The 12985-nt window shown below is 67.5% G+C and carries 16 protein-coding genes, 3 tRNA genes and 1 pseudogene; 2 read left to right on the top strand and 18 right to left on the bottom strand.

Going from position 1 to position 12985, the window contains the following annotated elements:
* Window positions 1-96: 96 nt before the first annotated feature.
* The 16 genes and pseudogenes from nusG to AB0K07_RS19400 form a co-directional block, all read right to left on the bottom strand.
* Window positions 97-819, bottom strand: coding sequence for a transcription termination/antitermination protein NusG (gene nusG / locus AB0K07_RS19475; protein ID WP_363756831.1), 723 nt, complete (start codon window positions 817-819; stop codon window positions 97-99).
* 41 nt (window positions 820-860) lie between these two features.
* Window positions 861-1253, bottom strand: a complete 393-nt coding sequence (gene secE / locus AB0K07_RS19470) for a preprotein translocase subunit SecE (protein WP_363756830.1) — start codon at window positions 1251-1253, stop codon at window positions 861-863.
* Between the two features lie 211 nt (window positions 1254-1464).
* A tRNA-Trp gene (locus AB0K07_RS19465) sits at window positions 1465-1537 on the bottom strand.
* 129 nt (window positions 1538-1666) lie between these two features.
* Complete coding sequence (locus AB0K07_RS19460; protein ID WP_363756829.1) at window positions 1667-2059, bottom strand: MaoC family dehydratase; 393 nt, start codon at window positions 2057-2059, stop codon at window positions 1667-1669.
* A 1-nt stretch (window position 2060) separates the two neighbouring features.
* Window positions 2061-2507, bottom strand: a complete 447-nt coding sequence (locus AB0K07_RS19455; RefSeq protein WP_363756828.1) for a MaoC family dehydratase N-terminal domain-containing protein — start codon at window positions 2505-2507, stop codon at window positions 2061-2063.
* Between the two features lie 126 nt (window positions 2508-2633).
* The gene (gene rpmG / locus AB0K07_RS19450) at window positions 2634-2801 is read right to left on the bottom strand and encodes a 50S ribosomal protein L33 (RefSeq protein ID WP_007073056.1); all 168 of its coding nucleotides are present in this window, start codon (window positions 2799-2801) and stop codon (window positions 2634-2636) included.
* Between the two features lie 132 nt (window positions 2802-2933).
* Window positions 2934-3006: transfer RNA gene (locus AB0K07_RS19445), tRNA-Met, on the bottom strand.
* Window positions 3007-3030: 24 nt separating this feature from the next.
* Window positions 3031-3103 (bottom strand) — tRNA-Thr (locus AB0K07_RS19440).
* A 93-nt stretch (window positions 3104-3196) separates the two neighbouring features.
* A complete protein-coding gene (locus AB0K07_RS19435; protein WP_363756827.1) occupies window positions 3197-5725 on the bottom strand; it encodes a sensor domain-containing phosphodiesterase in 2529 nt (842 codons plus the stop codon).
* A gap of 58 nt (window positions 5726-5783) precedes the next feature.
* A complete protein-coding gene (locus tag AB0K07_RS19430; RefSeq protein WP_363756826.1) occupies window positions 5784-5912 on the bottom strand; it encodes a hypothetical protein in 129 nt (42 codons plus the stop codon).
* A 778-nt stretch (window positions 5913-6690) separates the two neighbouring features.
* Entirely contained in the window at window positions 6691-7125 is a 435-nt protein-coding gene (locus AB0K07_RS19425; RefSeq protein WP_363756825.1) for a hypothetical protein, read from the bottom strand.
* A 132-nt stretch (window positions 7126-7257) separates the two neighbouring features.
* Window positions 7258-7356: pseudogene (locus tag AB0K07_RS19420) on the bottom strand (hypothetical protein); the annotation flags it as partial.
* Window positions 7353-7616 (bottom strand): hypothetical protein, encoded by a 264-nt coding sequence (locus AB0K07_RS19415; protein ID WP_363756824.1) that lies wholly within the window; start codon window positions 7614-7616, stop codon window positions 7353-7355. The pseudogene AB0K07_RS19420 and the gene AB0K07_RS19415, both read right to left, overlap by 4 nt.
* A gap of 28 nt (window positions 7617-7644) precedes the next feature.
* Window positions 7645-8094 carry a MerR family transcriptional regulator gene (locus tag AB0K07_RS19410; RefSeq protein ID WP_363756823.1) on the bottom strand — a complete coding sequence of 150 codons (450 nt, stop codon included), beginning with the start codon at window positions 8092-8094 and terminating at the stop codon, window positions 7645-7647.
* Complete coding sequence (locus AB0K07_RS19405; protein WP_363756822.1) at window positions 8091-8447, bottom strand: hypothetical protein; 357 nt, start codon at window positions 8445-8447, stop codon at window positions 8091-8093. Before AB0K07_RS19405 ends, AB0K07_RS19410 begins: the two co-directional genes overlap by 4 nt.
* Before the next feature lie 445 nt (window positions 8448-8892).
* Window positions 8893-9402 (bottom strand): GNAT family N-acetyltransferase, encoded by a 510-nt coding sequence (locus tag AB0K07_RS19400; RefSeq protein WP_363756821.1) that lies wholly within the window; start codon window positions 9400-9402, stop codon window positions 8893-8895.
* 212 nt (window positions 9403-9614) lie between these two features.
* On the opposite strand from AB0K07_RS19400, the gene AB0K07_RS19395 reads away from it, so the two are divergent.
* Window positions 9615-10271 (top strand): 2'-5' RNA ligase family protein, encoded by a 657-nt coding sequence (locus tag AB0K07_RS19395; protein ID WP_363756820.1) that lies wholly within the window; start codon window positions 9615-9617, stop codon window positions 10269-10271.
* Window positions 10272-10411: 140 nt separating this feature from the next.
* Window positions 10412-10759, top strand: coding sequence for a hypothetical protein (locus tag AB0K07_RS19390; RefSeq protein ID WP_363756819.1), 348 nt, complete (start codon window positions 10412-10414; stop codon window positions 10757-10759).
* 122 nt (window positions 10760-10881) lie between these two features.
* On the opposite strand, the gene AB0K07_RS19385 is transcribed toward AB0K07_RS19390, so the two are convergent.
* Together AB0K07_RS19385 and AB0K07_RS19380 are read right to left on the bottom strand one after the other, a co-directional pair.
* Window positions 10882-11793, bottom strand: coding sequence for a hypothetical protein (locus AB0K07_RS19385; protein ID WP_363756818.1), 912 nt, complete (start codon window positions 11791-11793; stop codon window positions 10882-10884).
* 457 nt (window positions 11794-12250) lie between these two features.
* The coding region (locus AB0K07_RS19380) for a hypothetical protein (RefSeq protein ID WP_363756817.1) at window positions 12251-12985 on the bottom strand (735 nt) is incomplete at its 5' end.

Raw genomic sequence — 12985 nt, 5'->3', positions numbered from 1 at the left:
TTTGTGGCCCCGCCCCCCCCCCCCGGGGCCGCGGGGGGGGGGGGGGGGGGGCGCCCCCCGGGGGGGGGGGGGGCGGGCCCCGCCGCCGACGACCGGTCAGATCTTGGCGACCTGGTTGAAGTTGAGCTCCACCGGGGTCTCCCGGCCGAAGATCGACACCAGCACCTTGAGCTTCTGCTGGTCGGCGTTGATCTCGCTGATCGTCGCCGGCAGCGACGCGAACGCGCCGTCGGTGACGGTGACGGAGTCGCCCACCTCGAAGTCGAGGACCTTGATCTCGGGCTTCGCCTTCTTCTGCTCGGTCTCGACAGCCGGCGCCAGCCACTTCAGCACCTCGTCGAGGGAGAGCGGCGCGGGCCGGTCGGCCCGGTCGGTCGCGCCGACGAAGCCGGTCACGCCCGGGGTGTTACGGACGCAGGAGTAGGACTCGGCGGTCAGCTCCATCCGGACCAGGATGTAGCCCGGGAAGACCTTGGCCTGGACCTGAGAACGCTTACCGTTCTTGACCTCGACCTCTTCCCGGGTCGGCACCTCGACCTGGTAGATGAAGTCCTCCATGTCGAGGCTCGTGATCCGGGTCTCGAGGTTGGTCTTGACCTTGTTCTCATAACCGGCGTAGGAGTGCACCACGTACCAGTCACCCGGTGCGTAGCGCAGCTTCTGCCGCAGCTCGGCGACCGGGTCGTAGTCCTCGTCCGGCGCGGGCTCGGTGGTTGGGAACTCCGGCTCGCTGGCGGCCTCAACCGACTCGTCACCAGCCGCCGTCGCGACCGTGGACTGCTCGTCCACCGGTCCGGCGGTCTCGTCGTACTCAGGCACGCTCGCTCACTTCCGTCACTATCGGCTCTGGAGGCAGCCGGTCAGCTCGAGTTGCCGAAGACAAACAGCACGACCTTGGCGAAGCCGAAGTCCAGCACACCCACGATCGTCAGCATCACCGCGACGAACGCCACCACCACGGCGGTGTATGTCAGCAACTCCTTGCGCGTCGGCCAGATGACCTTACGCAGTTCGGCTACGACCTCGCGGAAAAACCGGGCGATGCGGCCGAACACGCCCACCCGACCGGTCTCCGTCCGAGTGGTCGGCCGGCTGTCCGCCGACTCCGCCCGGGCGCGGGACCGCGTCGCGGTGCCTCCCCGGGAGACCGGCTCGTCCGCGCTGGTGGCGTCGTCGTCGGCCACGTCGTCGACGACCTCGTCGTCCAGACGATCGTCGCCGGCGTCCTCGCCGCGCCGCTTGTTGTCGGCCACTTCGCCCTCCGTCGCGGAATCTCGGGTCGCACGCCGGGCGGCGTGCGCGGCGCTGGTCACGCCGGCCGGACCAACCGTCCCGCGACGGGCCGCGGCCGGTGGATCAACCGGGGGGCCCGATGCCTCGGAACCACCCCGCCAATGCCACCACCACGGGCCAGACGCCGCCAGCTCGGCGGCGCGACCCACGGGAACGGTCAGGCCTGAGGCGCAGGGGTGACAGGACTTGAACCTGCAGCCTGCGGTTTTGGAGACCGCTGCTCTGCCAATTGAGCTACACCCCTGTGCGGCAACTCTCGCCCCACGCGGTCACAGACGACCGAGCAGGGGTCACTTGCCCCACGGCGGACCAGTGTACGGGTAGCCACCCGACTTTCCCAACCGGTCTCCCCGCCACGCGTGGCGCGCGCGGTTCAGCGCGTCGTACGAATGGTGGCGCGGGCCTGTGAGAGCACCTTCTCGCCCAGGCAGGTGGCGGTCACGTCGAGCCGGGTGAGGCCGTCCTCGGTCACCTCACGGACCACCGCGCTGACCTCGATCTCGGTCCCCTGGTCGTCGTCGGGGACGACCACCGGACGGGTGAACCGGACGCCGTACTCGACCACCGCGTCGGGCGCCCCGGCCCACTCGGTGACGGCGCGACTGACCAGGGCCATGGTGAACATGCCGTGCGCGATCACCCCGGGCAGACCGACCTTGGTGGCGAACCGGTCACTCCAGTGGATCGGGTTGAAATCGCCCGAGGCGCCGGCGTAGCGGACCAGATCCGCGCGGGTCACCTGGAAGGTCTTGGCTGGCAGCTCCATGTCAGGCCTCCCCGCGTACGACGATCTTGGACCACACGGCGACCACCGGCTCGCCGGCGACGGTGCTCACGTCGGTGCGGGTGGTCAGGAAGCCGTGCCCGCCCCGGGTGGTGATCTCCTCGATGGTGCTCGCGCAGACCAGCTCGTCGCCGGCGACCACCGGCCGGGTGTACGCGAACCGCTGGTCGCCGTGCACCACGCGGCTGTAGTCGACGCCGAGCGCCGGGTCCTCGACGATCTGGCGGCTCGCGGCCATCGTCACGACCACCGGGAAGGTCGGCGGGGCGACCACGTCCGAGTGGCCCAGCGCCTGGGCCGCCGCCGGGTCGTGGTGCGCCGGATCGGTGGCGCCGATGGCCGTGGCGAACTCACGGATCTTTTCTCGGCCCACCTGGTAGGGGGCGGTCGGCGGATAGGTCCGGCCGACGAAGGAAGGGTCCAGAGGCATGCCGCGAACCTACACGGAAAACACAATCGCCGATCTGCTCGGTCGGCGGCGGTGGAGCCGCGCCGTACCGGTCAGATCGGCGATCGGAAGAGCTTCAACAGTGGCCGGCGCGGGGCCGGCCGCAGGTCAGCGGGTCTCGCGGTGAACCGTGTGCCGACCATCGCGCGGGCAGAACTTCTTCAGCTCGATGCGGTCGGGGTCGTTACGGCGGTTCTTGCGCGTGATGTAGTTGCGCTCCTTGCACTCCACACACGCCAAAGTGATCTTCGGCCGGACATCGGTAGCCTTCGCCACGGCGGAGTGCCTTCCTCGCTAACGGAAACAACTACGACGCGTCAGCCTAGTCGCTGACTGCGTGGACATGCAAAGTGGGCGCCAGTGGCGCCCATCCCCACGACCACCGGGAACGAGCCCGGAAGACGAGAGTAGCGGTGGCCGGACTTGAACCGGCGACACAGCGATTATGAGCCGCTTGCTCTGCCATCTGAGCTACACCGCCGCGGTGGGTCCAGCTGAACCCTCGAGCCCCCTTACGGAATCGAACCGTAGACCTTCTCCTTACCATGGAGACGCTCTGCCGACTGAGCTAAGGGGGCCTGCGCGATCTCCCCGTGGGGCGCGCAGAGGTAAGAGTACACGGCCCGACCCGACAGGTGAAATCGGATCCCCGGTGATCGTCCGCGCCCAGCTCAGGGCACGACACGAAGGCGCGGAAGCTCCGTACCGGAGATCGATTCCGGGTCGACCTGGGCGCCGAACCAGGCCGCCAGCCGCTCATACGGCAGCGGCCGGCTGAACAGGAAGCCCTGGCCGATCTCGCAGCCGATGTCCTGGAGCAGCTCCAGGGTCAGCTCGCTCTCCACGCCCTCGGCGACGACGGCCAGGCCGAACTGCTGGGACAGGGTCACCACCGCGTTGACGATGGCCAGGTCCCCCGGATCGGTCGCCATGCCCTGCACGAAGGAGCGGTCCACCTTCACCTCGTGCACCGGCAGCCGGCGAAGGTGGGCCAGCGACGAGTCGCCGGTGCCGAAGTCGTCCACCGACAGCCGGACGCCAAAATCACGCAGGCGGCGCAGGGTCGGGATGGGCCGGTCCGTGCCGTCCAGCACACCCGCCTCGGTGATCTCCAGGGTGAGGCGCTGCGCCGGCACGCCGTACTCGGTCAGCAGCTCGTGCACCCGGTCCGGGAAGTGCTGGTCGGTGAGCGTACGGGCGGCGAGGTTGACCGCGATGGAGAGCGGCTGGTCGGCCTGCGCCCAGTCGCGGCTGCGGCGCAGCCCCTCGCGGAGCACCACCTCGGTGAGCCGGCTCAACTGACCGGTGTGCTCGGCCACCGCCACGAAGTCCTCGGGAGCGACCGTGCCGTGTGTCGGGTGCTCCCACCGGGCGAGGCACTCGACGCCGACCAGGCGGCGGTCCCGCAAGGTCACCTTCGGCTGGAAGTAGACCTCCAGCTCGTCCTGGTCCAGCGCCCGACGCAGGTCGCCGGCGAGGCCCAACCGGCGCAGCGACCGGGACTCCAGCGCCGGGTTGAACAGCTGCACGCTGCCCGGCACCGACTTGGCCGCCGTGGCGGCGAGGTCGACCCGGAGCAGCAGGGTCGCCGCGTCGCTGCCGTGATCCGGGTGTACGGCCACCCCGACGGCAGTGTCCACATCGAGGGTGAGCGCGTCGAAGACCATCTCGTCGCGGATCTGATCGCGCAGTTGGCCGGCCAGCTCCAGCGCCGCGTCGGCGCTCTCCAGGCGCAGCGTCACCAGGAACTCGTCCCCACCGGCCCGGCCGACCAGGGCCGAGGACGGCGCGCTGGCCCGCAACCGGTTGGCGACCTCGGTGAGGACCTTGTCCCCAGCCGCGTGACCGAGGGACTCGTTGACCTGGCGCAGCCCGTCGACGTCGAAGAGCAGCAGCGCCACCACCTCGCCGGGCGCGCGGATCTTGACCGACTCCTCCAGCGCCCCGGTGATCCGACGCCGGTTGGGCAGCCGGGTCAGCGCGTCGTGGTACGCGTCGTGCCGCAGTCGGTCGACCAGCCGGGAATTCTCCAGCGCAACCGCCGCGTGCGCGGCCACCGTCTCGAAGACCGAGATGTCGCGCTGGGTGAAGTACAGCGTGTCGGCGAGCCGGTTGGTGACCTCCAACGTCCCGATCACCACACCGCCGGACCGCAGCGGAACGACGACGGTGTCCTTGACCCCCCGCTCAGCGAGGCTGGCCCGGAACTCGGGATCACTGGTCAGGCCACGGCCGACCGTGACGGGGCGAGCCGTCTCCAGCACCTTCTCCCGCAGCTCGGGCGGGGTCAGGGACAGGTCCAGCAGGCCGGAGTCCTCGACCCGTGCGGTGAGCAGGATCTCGGGGTGTCGTCCCTGTGCCGGCAACCAGAGGGTGGCGTACTCGGCCTGCATCAGCGCGCGTACCCGCCCGAGCAGGGCGTCGGCCAGCGTCCCGTCCTGACCGCTGGCCGCCACCGCGCGGCTCAACTCGTACATGTCCGTCAGCGTGCGGTGCTGACGGAAGAACTGGGTGTACGAGCGGTAGACCAGCGCGAGCCCGGCCGCCAGCGCGGCCAGCGGGAGCAGCGACCACCAGGACACCCGGATCAGGATCAGGACGATCAACCCTGCGGAGACGTTGATGCCCGCGGTCAGAAGCAGGGACGGCACCGCACGGAGCGTCTCCCGCCCGGCCTGCCAACCCTGCAGGAGGGTGTGTACGGACGCGACCGCGGTGAGGCTGACCAGGATCACCACACTGGTCGCGCAACAGAGACTCACCCAGGTCGCCGGACCGACACCCGATCTCGGTGGGAGCGCCTGGAGGAGCAGGGTGGCGAGCGAAGTCCCGGCGGCGGCCCGCGCGACGTTGAACCAGACCTTGGGCGCCGTTATCCGGTGTCGCAGCTGCGTGACCAGTGACGCGAGCGTGTAGATGACCACGACCGTCAGTGGCGGCAGGAAATACAGAGCGAGCACGAGCGGCAACTCGGTCAGCGTCATGGCCACCGACTGCCGACGGACGACCAGCACCAGCAGCGGCAGACCCGCGGCGATCATCGCCGCGAGAAGCAGCGCTGCCCAGTGCCAGTCGCCGAACGGCCGGTCGGCGACCAGACCCGTGAGAGTTGCGCAGGCGACCGCGAGAAGTATCAGCGGAGCCGTGATGATCCAGGCGTCTTCCGACGACCTACGCCTCAACTGGTCGCGCGCGATCATCCCGCTCCCTGTCGGTCTGGCGTATGTCTGAGGATCGACAGCCCGTCGAGCGAAGCTGTCAGACCCAGATGATGTCCGCCATGTGCAGTTCGGCTGGGACGCCGCCGTGGTTGGCGACGACAACGCTGGCTACGGCAGCGAGGATGAGGAGCGAGCCAAACAGCCGGCCCAACCTACGACCAGACATGATTGCTCCTGTCGGAATGCGTCGTGGGGATAGTGGAGGTTCCACGATCGTGCCACAGCGCGGGCAGCGAGAGAAGGGTGGAGGCCCCGACTGGCCCCACCGTCCGTGACTTCCCGCCGTTCGGCCCACCCCCGTCATCACACTGGGCCAGATGACGGGCTTACGGGCGTCTCACCGCTTCGCACAGCGTTGAATACGACCTTCAACGCAATTCGGTCCAGCCGTGAGGCAGTCGCCTAATTCGGGGCGGTGGTCACTGTGCGTGATGCTTGGAGCCGGCAGTGACGCCCCCACTTCCCGCCCGGCCATCGACCACCATACCGGTTCATCGCGCTCGCGCCAGTACCTCGGCGGGTACGCTTCCGTTACTCGCCAGTCGCACCGGAACGCCGTCACCGCAGCTCAGTCGAGTCGGCGTATCGGTGACGATGGTTGTCCGACCCCAACCTCTGTAGCATTCGCGACCGATTAACACGACGTCAACAGTGGTGCCCCTGCCCCCGCGCCCTGAACCGTCGCTCCTCCCGCTGAGCGGAAGCAGGATCAGGATCACCGCAGCGGCCGGAACGCGGCCCGCACCTCGGTGGCGAAGCGCTCCGGCACCTCCCAGGCGGCGAAGTGACCCCCGCTGTCGGCCTCGTTCAAGTACGCGGGGTTGGGATAGACCGCCTCGACCCAGCTGCGCGGGGCGGCCCAGAGCTCCCCGGGAAACGTCGTGAAGCCAACCGGAACCGACGGGTGAATCCAGAAGGGAGTGGGCGCTGCCCAAGCGTCAGAACTACGCCCAAGGTGGGGTGTATCGGCTCACGTAGTCGCGAGCACGGGGGAGCGGGTCCTGCCAGTACTGGTGCGGCATCCGGGAGTGGTGCGTCTCGCAGAATTCGGCGAGACTTTCCACGATCTTGACGCTCTCCAGCGGGCGGCCTTCGAAGGTGGTGTTGGTCTCCAGCAGTTCCGGCTCGGCGTTCCAGCCCGAGTGGTCGAACGCCCAGCCGTCCCAGAGCGCGTAGACGTGGAAGACCTGCCAGTCGCCTGCCAGGCGCACGCCCGCGATCTCGATCGGCCGGTCCGGATAGGAGGCCCGGCACACCCAGGCCAGGATGTGGCACGCTCCGGCAGCGAAGAAGGCCTGGTCCGTCCGATTCCAGGAGATGCGCTGATCCGCTCGCTCGATCGGTGTCCGACGATATGCACCCGCTGCTTCGGCCGCCACCGGCAAACGTTAGCGGATTGCCCGGCTGACGTCTGGCCGGCGAATGGAGGTACGGCAGACCTGCTCGGGGCACATCTGACCCTTGCCAGCCCGTAGCCGAGTCGTACGGTGTCGGCGTCGAGTACAGGGAGGTCCTCGGTTTTCCCGCCAGCCCTGCCATACCAGCCAGGCGCCGCCGATTTCGGCGAGCGCGGCGAGGAGAAACAACAGGATCGAGCGGGCAACATTCATGCGTCGGACCGCAGCGGGATTACCTGGCGGTCGTGCTGGTCGGGTTGGCCGCAGGAGCAGTTGCCGCCGGAGCAGCCGCTATTGGGCCGGCGTTTGGTGGCCCACCACCAGGACAGGCCGGCGAGCACGGCCAGGGCGACGGCAACGCCGGGCAGGAAACGGTTGAGCGCAGCCCAGCCGGCACCGCCGAGGATTCCCGCGGCGAGCAGCGCCGGCAGCACGCAGCAGGCGACGCAGGCAACTCCAGCGAGTCCCGTCATGCTGGAGGGCAGTAGGCGGCGCAGTCGGCTAGCAGGTGTCGGCACGATCGGTCCTCTCGACCAGCTCAGCGAAGGGCAGAGGGCAGCAGGAACTAGCGGCGCAGGCGACCAGGTCGTCACAACCGGCTGAGATGGCGGCCCGCAGGGTGTCACGGATGACGGTCAGGTCGGCCAGCTTCTGCTCCACCTCAATGAGCTTCTCCCTGGCTCGGGCCTGGAGGCCGCTGTCGGGTCGACCGCCGTGCTGGTGCTGGCCGGCGTCGAGCAGGTCGGCAACCTCGTTGAGGGTGAAGCCGAGGCGTTGCGCGGTCTTGATGACCCGCAGCAGGGTGACCGACTCGGCCGGGTAGAGCCGGTGCCCACCCGGCGACCGCTGCGGCGAGGCAAGCAGGCCACGGCGCTCGTAGTAGCGCAGAGTCTGCATGTTCACCCCGGCGGCGCCGGCCAACTGACCGCTACGCAGTCCCGAACCGCTCATCCCTGATTCCGGACAGACGCAGCCCGCTCGGCGAGGGCCTCGAGCACGTCCGCGTGCGCCGCCGGCACCCGGACGTCCAACGCCAGCGCATCCGGGCCGGACCGGGAGAGGTCAAAAGCGAAGAACGAGCAGCAAGACAACTCCCGAGCCGTCAGATCACGGGCCGTCTCCTCGACTTGCGCCGCGCCGTCGAGCTGCAACCGCAGATGCTGAGCCGACAGCCGGTCGACGCCCCGGACGGCGTCAGTGAAGAACTGATCAAACTCGGCGAGCCGCAGCGGCCGCTCAGCCGTCGGCAGGGTGCAGGCATCCGGCACCCAGGCGTCGTCCGTCGTGATGTGGTGGTCACTCATACCGCGACGGTAAGCCTGTACCTAGGTACCAGATGCAAGCCCGGACTGGAGTTTCCCGCCACTCGTGGAAGATTCCGGGCAGTCGGAGGGAGGTACCGCGAGCCGCGCAGGCCCCCCGAGGCCCCCGGACAATGAGGTCGGTGGGCAACGGAGCTGATCTCAAGCTCGCGGCGTAGTAGCTCACCGCGAGGGCCACCACGCCCCAGGCGAATCCCAAGCTGAAGGCTGGTACGAGGAACCTGACCACAGCTTCCGGCACGAGGTCGGCAGTGAATGCGGCCACCCCCAGGGCGGCTCCCGCGAGAACCGGGGGAAGCACCTCACGCCGCACCGACCGTCTGCCGAGGGCCTTCAACTCCGTCATTCGGACACCGCCAGATAATCGAGGTTCACTGTGGCGCTCTCATCCGCGCTGACTGCGGCGTCTCGACGCCCACCATCTAACTCACGCCCCGGACGCTGCCCACGGGCGGTCGATCGCGTACATCACCTGGCGCGCGTCGAACTCCTCGAACGCGTCGACCCGGACCATGCCGAGGGCTTCCAAGAGACGAACCGACCGAAGGTTCGCCTCCTGGGTCACTGCGATCAGACGGACGTCGTGCGAGAACTGGTCGAAGGCCAGCGCGATGGCCGCCGCACACGCCTCCCGGGCGTAGCCCCGCCCCCACGACTCCGGCAGGAATACGTACGACAGCTCTAGATCTCCCGTCCGGTACCGGCCGAGGTGACACCAGCCGACGATCTCGCCGGAACTCCTCGTCACCATCAGCCCGCCCGTGTGGTCGCCCATCCGCCGTTCGGCCGCCACCTCGTCAGACACCGGCCCGCCGAGGTAACGCCGCATCACCGGGTCCCGCCACATCCGCTCAAGCACCGGCAGGTCGGACGATCCGATATCCCGCAGCACCAGACGTTCCGTTCTGGCCAGCGCCTCACGCGACTCGGTGCTCACCGGGCCATCCTCCATCAGTCCCCCACTTACCCGAGGGCGTCGCCTATCTTGTCGTTCATGGTGTCGTCTCCGCCGTCGATGCAGTTGGCGTAGACGCGGAGCAGCACGGCGACGCCATGGCCCAGGCGCCGGGCGACCTCGGTCGGTGGGACGCCGGCGAACCGGCAGCGACCGAGCCGGAAACGCCGTCCGACGTCTGACAGGAGAACGCCATGTCATTCGCTGACCTCGCCCCCGGGCAGCACGCGGACCGCGTTCGCGACCACTGGTGGTGGCGACCCGGATGGCGCGTCGGCCGACGCTTCTACGCCTTCCACGTCACCTTCCAAGACCAGCCGGACCTCTACCGCCTGGCTAACGCCTACCGATCCGCGCTGAGCGCCGCGCCATCGGTAACCCTCATCCCGGACCAATGGCTCCACCTCACTATGCAGGGCATCGGCTTCACCGACGAGACCAGCGACCAGACCCTAGGCGGGATCCTCGAAGAGGCGGGCAAGCAGCTCGGACAACTTCCCGCCGTCGACGTCGAGCTCCGCGAGATCGTCGTTGCCGACGAAGCCGTCGTCATGCCGGCAACCCCTGCGGAGGCAGTGCAGCAGCTGCGCACCGCGACTCGGACAGGCATCGGCCGTGTGGTCGGAGAGGACCAGGTCCCCGAGGACCCCAGCCGATACCGACCGCACGTCAGCTTCGCCTACCTGACCGCAGACGGCCCCGCCGAGCCCTACATCCGAGCCGTCGAGGCCATCGAGCCAGGCCCTGCCACCGTTCGAATCAGCCACGTCGACCTGATCGAAATGCACCGCGACCGGCTCATGTACGAGTGGAGCTTGGTGGCGCGGCTGAATCTCAAGGGGCGGAGTTAGCGGCGTAGAAATGACGGCGCATAAGCCGGAAGCTACCTCGTACCTCGGCCACCAGAGTCCGTCATCCCTTCGGCCCTCCGCCGGGCATCGACCACCCTCTGCAACTCATCGATCGTCGCTTGTTCTGCCCGAGTTGCCCCGTGCGCCAAGACGCTTCGCGCAAGGGCAACGATGTTCAGGGCGGCATACAGGAACAGGATGCAAAGCGCAACGAACGTGACCTTCTCAGCAGGCAGGGGCAGGGATTTTGCGGCGGCGCGATAGACCACGGAGAGGACCACGACGAAGACTTGAACGCCAATATTGATCATGAAGGGCGCGAGGAACGCTCTGGTGCCGTTCGGCGACTTCTCAAGGAGAAGCAGGTACCGATCCGAAAGCAGCGCTATTACAAGGGCGAAGCCAGCAAATATGACACCGACCAGAGCGGAACCAAGGGTAAGGATGTCACCGGCCGTAGCGACGCGGACATCGAGCGGAGCCTTTAGAACTAGGAGGACTCCTCCAGTGCTGCCAAGAAGAACGGCAAGCAGTCCCTCCAAGCCGACTAACTGACCAACCGAGGTCCTCGCCACGTTCCGCCAGAACCCAAACTCTCCGCGCCCAAGACTCATTGCCGCCGCCTATCCCGAATCATGCTAAGCATGATCCCCAGGACTTGCATCCAGTTCGATGGTAGCTCGTCAGTTCGCTCGTGGGCCGATCTCTCGCGCTGGTCATATCTCGTGTCATGCCTCCCTCGCCGCCCGTCAGCGACGACGTAACCGAAGGCATTGGTACCCATCGCAAGGAAGGCGCGAACCTGGGCATCTTCCTCTAGGTCCTGAAGTCCAACTTCGACGTTGGCCGCCTCCATGATCTCTTTCAGGAGCCGAGCCTTGCGTTGCTGCATCCGATCCCACACCGGTTCGAACTCAGGCAGCGCATCGGGATTCGGAAGTTTGGCGACCATCATGATCCGCTGGACCGAGTCCACCGATCGAAGCCAGCTCAAGAAGTCCTGCTCATCGAGGATCGGTTCCACCGACCATTCAGTGGAGGCAGCCTCTCTTGCCTCTTCACCTCGGCGGAGAAGATTCTCGAAGACTTTTGCAACCGTGGTAGGAGCGAAGGAAGGATGCTGCAAGACGCCCAGTATTCGACTTCCGCCATCAATAACGAAAGGGGCGCGTGCCGATACTTCCCGGCCCTCCACGATGTCTTCCCAGCGCATTTCCGCTTCATTGTAGTGATCGGCAGCCCTGTAGTCGGTTCGAACCCAGCCAATCTGGCCGAACAGGGCATCCTCGTCGGGAGTGATCTCCCGGTTGCCTAATCTCCACTCTCGTTTGTTCCGACGTCCCGTCACTTCCGGCACCCCGAACTGCAAAACTTCGACCAGGTGGTCCATGAAAAGCTCGGGCTGATGTGCAAAGAGCGACGGCTCCGGGAGTGGTCGACGGTTGATGCGGTACAGCAGAACTACGCCAGACCTCTCCGCAAACCACGGCTCGGGCAAGTTTTCGCCAGGAACGTCACTCATCCCCACCCCATCCGTAACAGGCCGTGGGGAGACTCTATTAGGGACTTGCCCTCATGCATAGACCCCTGCGATCAGCAAGAGTGATGCCAACGATCTCGCGGCTATCTGAACGGCTAGCGCTCCCCGCTGGACTCACACTGCCGAATTAGCCTCTTTTACATCAAGGCGGCCCGCAAGCGGGCCGCGCCGGCCCGGCCCCAGCCTGCTGGCGACCTCCGGCCGGCATCGGCCGGGCCGGCCGGCCACGCTGACGGACGACCAGGACCACGACGACCTTGGGGCTCTGCCCCAACCCCGGCCCTCCTCGGAGATCAGCCCCGGATCATCTCGCCGGGCACCGCAAGGGCTACCAGCCTCCCCGGACGGGGCCAAGGTCGTTCGGCTGGTGAGGCACTCCACCTTGTCCCCGTCCGGGGAGGCTGGTAGGTCGGAGACTGCCGGACGAGGAGATCAGCTTCTACCGCAGGTAGCGCCTTATCACCTTTCTCCGGGGCTTGCTGCTGCCGCATCGCGGCTTACTCGGCTTGTGCCTCTTCGCACGACTCACCGCCTGGGCACCGCCCACAACGCTGAGGAACACGCCCAACAGGCCCAGAGGAGTGCTCAACCGGTCATTGATCTTCTCGATCAGTTTGGGATCCTTCGCCTCGACCGTGCCGCCCGCCACTACGAGCAGGACGGAGAGCGCAAGGATTGGCCCAAACCGCTCGATCGTCTTGGCGGACGGATCGAGCCGCCGAGCAAAGAGCATGAAGCACCCGAAGAGGTACTGGAATAGGAAGAGAGCATCCTTGGCGCTCTCGACGCCTCTACGGGCAGCGTCTGCGGTATCCGTGAGCCAGCCCACCGGGTCGGATATCAGTTCAGCCGACTCCTGGCGGAGCACGTCCGCGGGTTCCAAGCCAGCCGGGAACGATATCCCCTCCAGCGCTGCTAGCGACGGGGCCATCTCCGCCGAAGCTAGCGCCACATCCACCGCCCGGGCGAGGTTCATCGTGGAGAACGCCGCCTCCAACGACCGCCCCAGACTCGCCACATCCACCGCCCGGGCGAGGTTCGCCGTGGAGAACGCCGCCTCCAACGACCGCCCCAGACTCGCCACATCCACCGCCCGGGCGAGGTTCGCCGTGGAGAACGCCGCCTCCAACGACCGCCCCAGACTCGCCACATCCACCGCCCGGGCGAGGTTCCG

Origin of the sequence: Micromonospora sp. NPDC049301 (assembly GCF_040678715.1) — a bacterium.
Classification (GTDB): Bacteria; Actinomycetota; Actinomycetes; order Mycobacteriales; family Micromonosporaceae; genus Micromonospora.
Note: the sequence above shows the minus strand (reverse complement) of the source record. Positions and strands in the feature narration are given on the sequence as shown.

Bases quoted from the DNA above. Each gene is read 5' to 3' on its own strand.
- AB0K07_RS19460 (WP_363756829.1), bottom strand. From the start codon at position 2,059: ATGGAGCTGCCAGCCAAGACCTTCCAGGTGACCCGCGCGGATCTGGTC.
- AB0K07_RS19455 (WP_363756828.1), bottom strand. From the start codon at position 2,507: ATGCCTCTGGACCCTTCCTTCGTCGGCCGGACCTATCCGCCGACCGCC.
- AB0K07_RS19435 (WP_363756827.1), bottom strand. From the start codon at position 5,725: ATGATCGCGCGCGACCAGTTGAGGCGTAGGTCGTCGGAAGACGCCTGG.
- AB0K07_RS19430 (WP_363756826.1), bottom strand. From the start codon at position 5,912: ATGTCTGGTCGTAGGTTGGGCCGGCTGTTTGGCTCGCTCCTCATCCTC.
- AB0K07_RS19415 (WP_363756824.1), bottom strand. From the start codon at position 7,616: ATGACGGGACTCGCTGGAGTTGCCTGCGTCGCCTGCTGCGTGCTGCCG.
- AB0K07_RS19410 (WP_363756823.1), bottom strand. From the start codon at position 8,094: ATGAGCGGTTCGGGACTGCGTAGCGGTCAGTTGGCCGGCGCCGCCGGG.
- AB0K07_RS19405 (WP_363756822.1), bottom strand. From the start codon at position 8,447: ATGAGTGACCACCACATCACGACGGACGACGCCTGGGTGCCGGATGCC.
- AB0K07_RS19395 (WP_363756820.1), top strand. From the start codon at position 9,615: ATGTCATTCGCTGACCTCGCCCCCGGGCAGCACGCGGACCGCGTTCGC.
- AB0K07_RS19385 (WP_363756818.1), bottom strand. From the start codon at position 11,793: ATGAGTGACGTTCCTGGCGAAAACTTGCCCGAGCCGTGGTTTGCGGAG.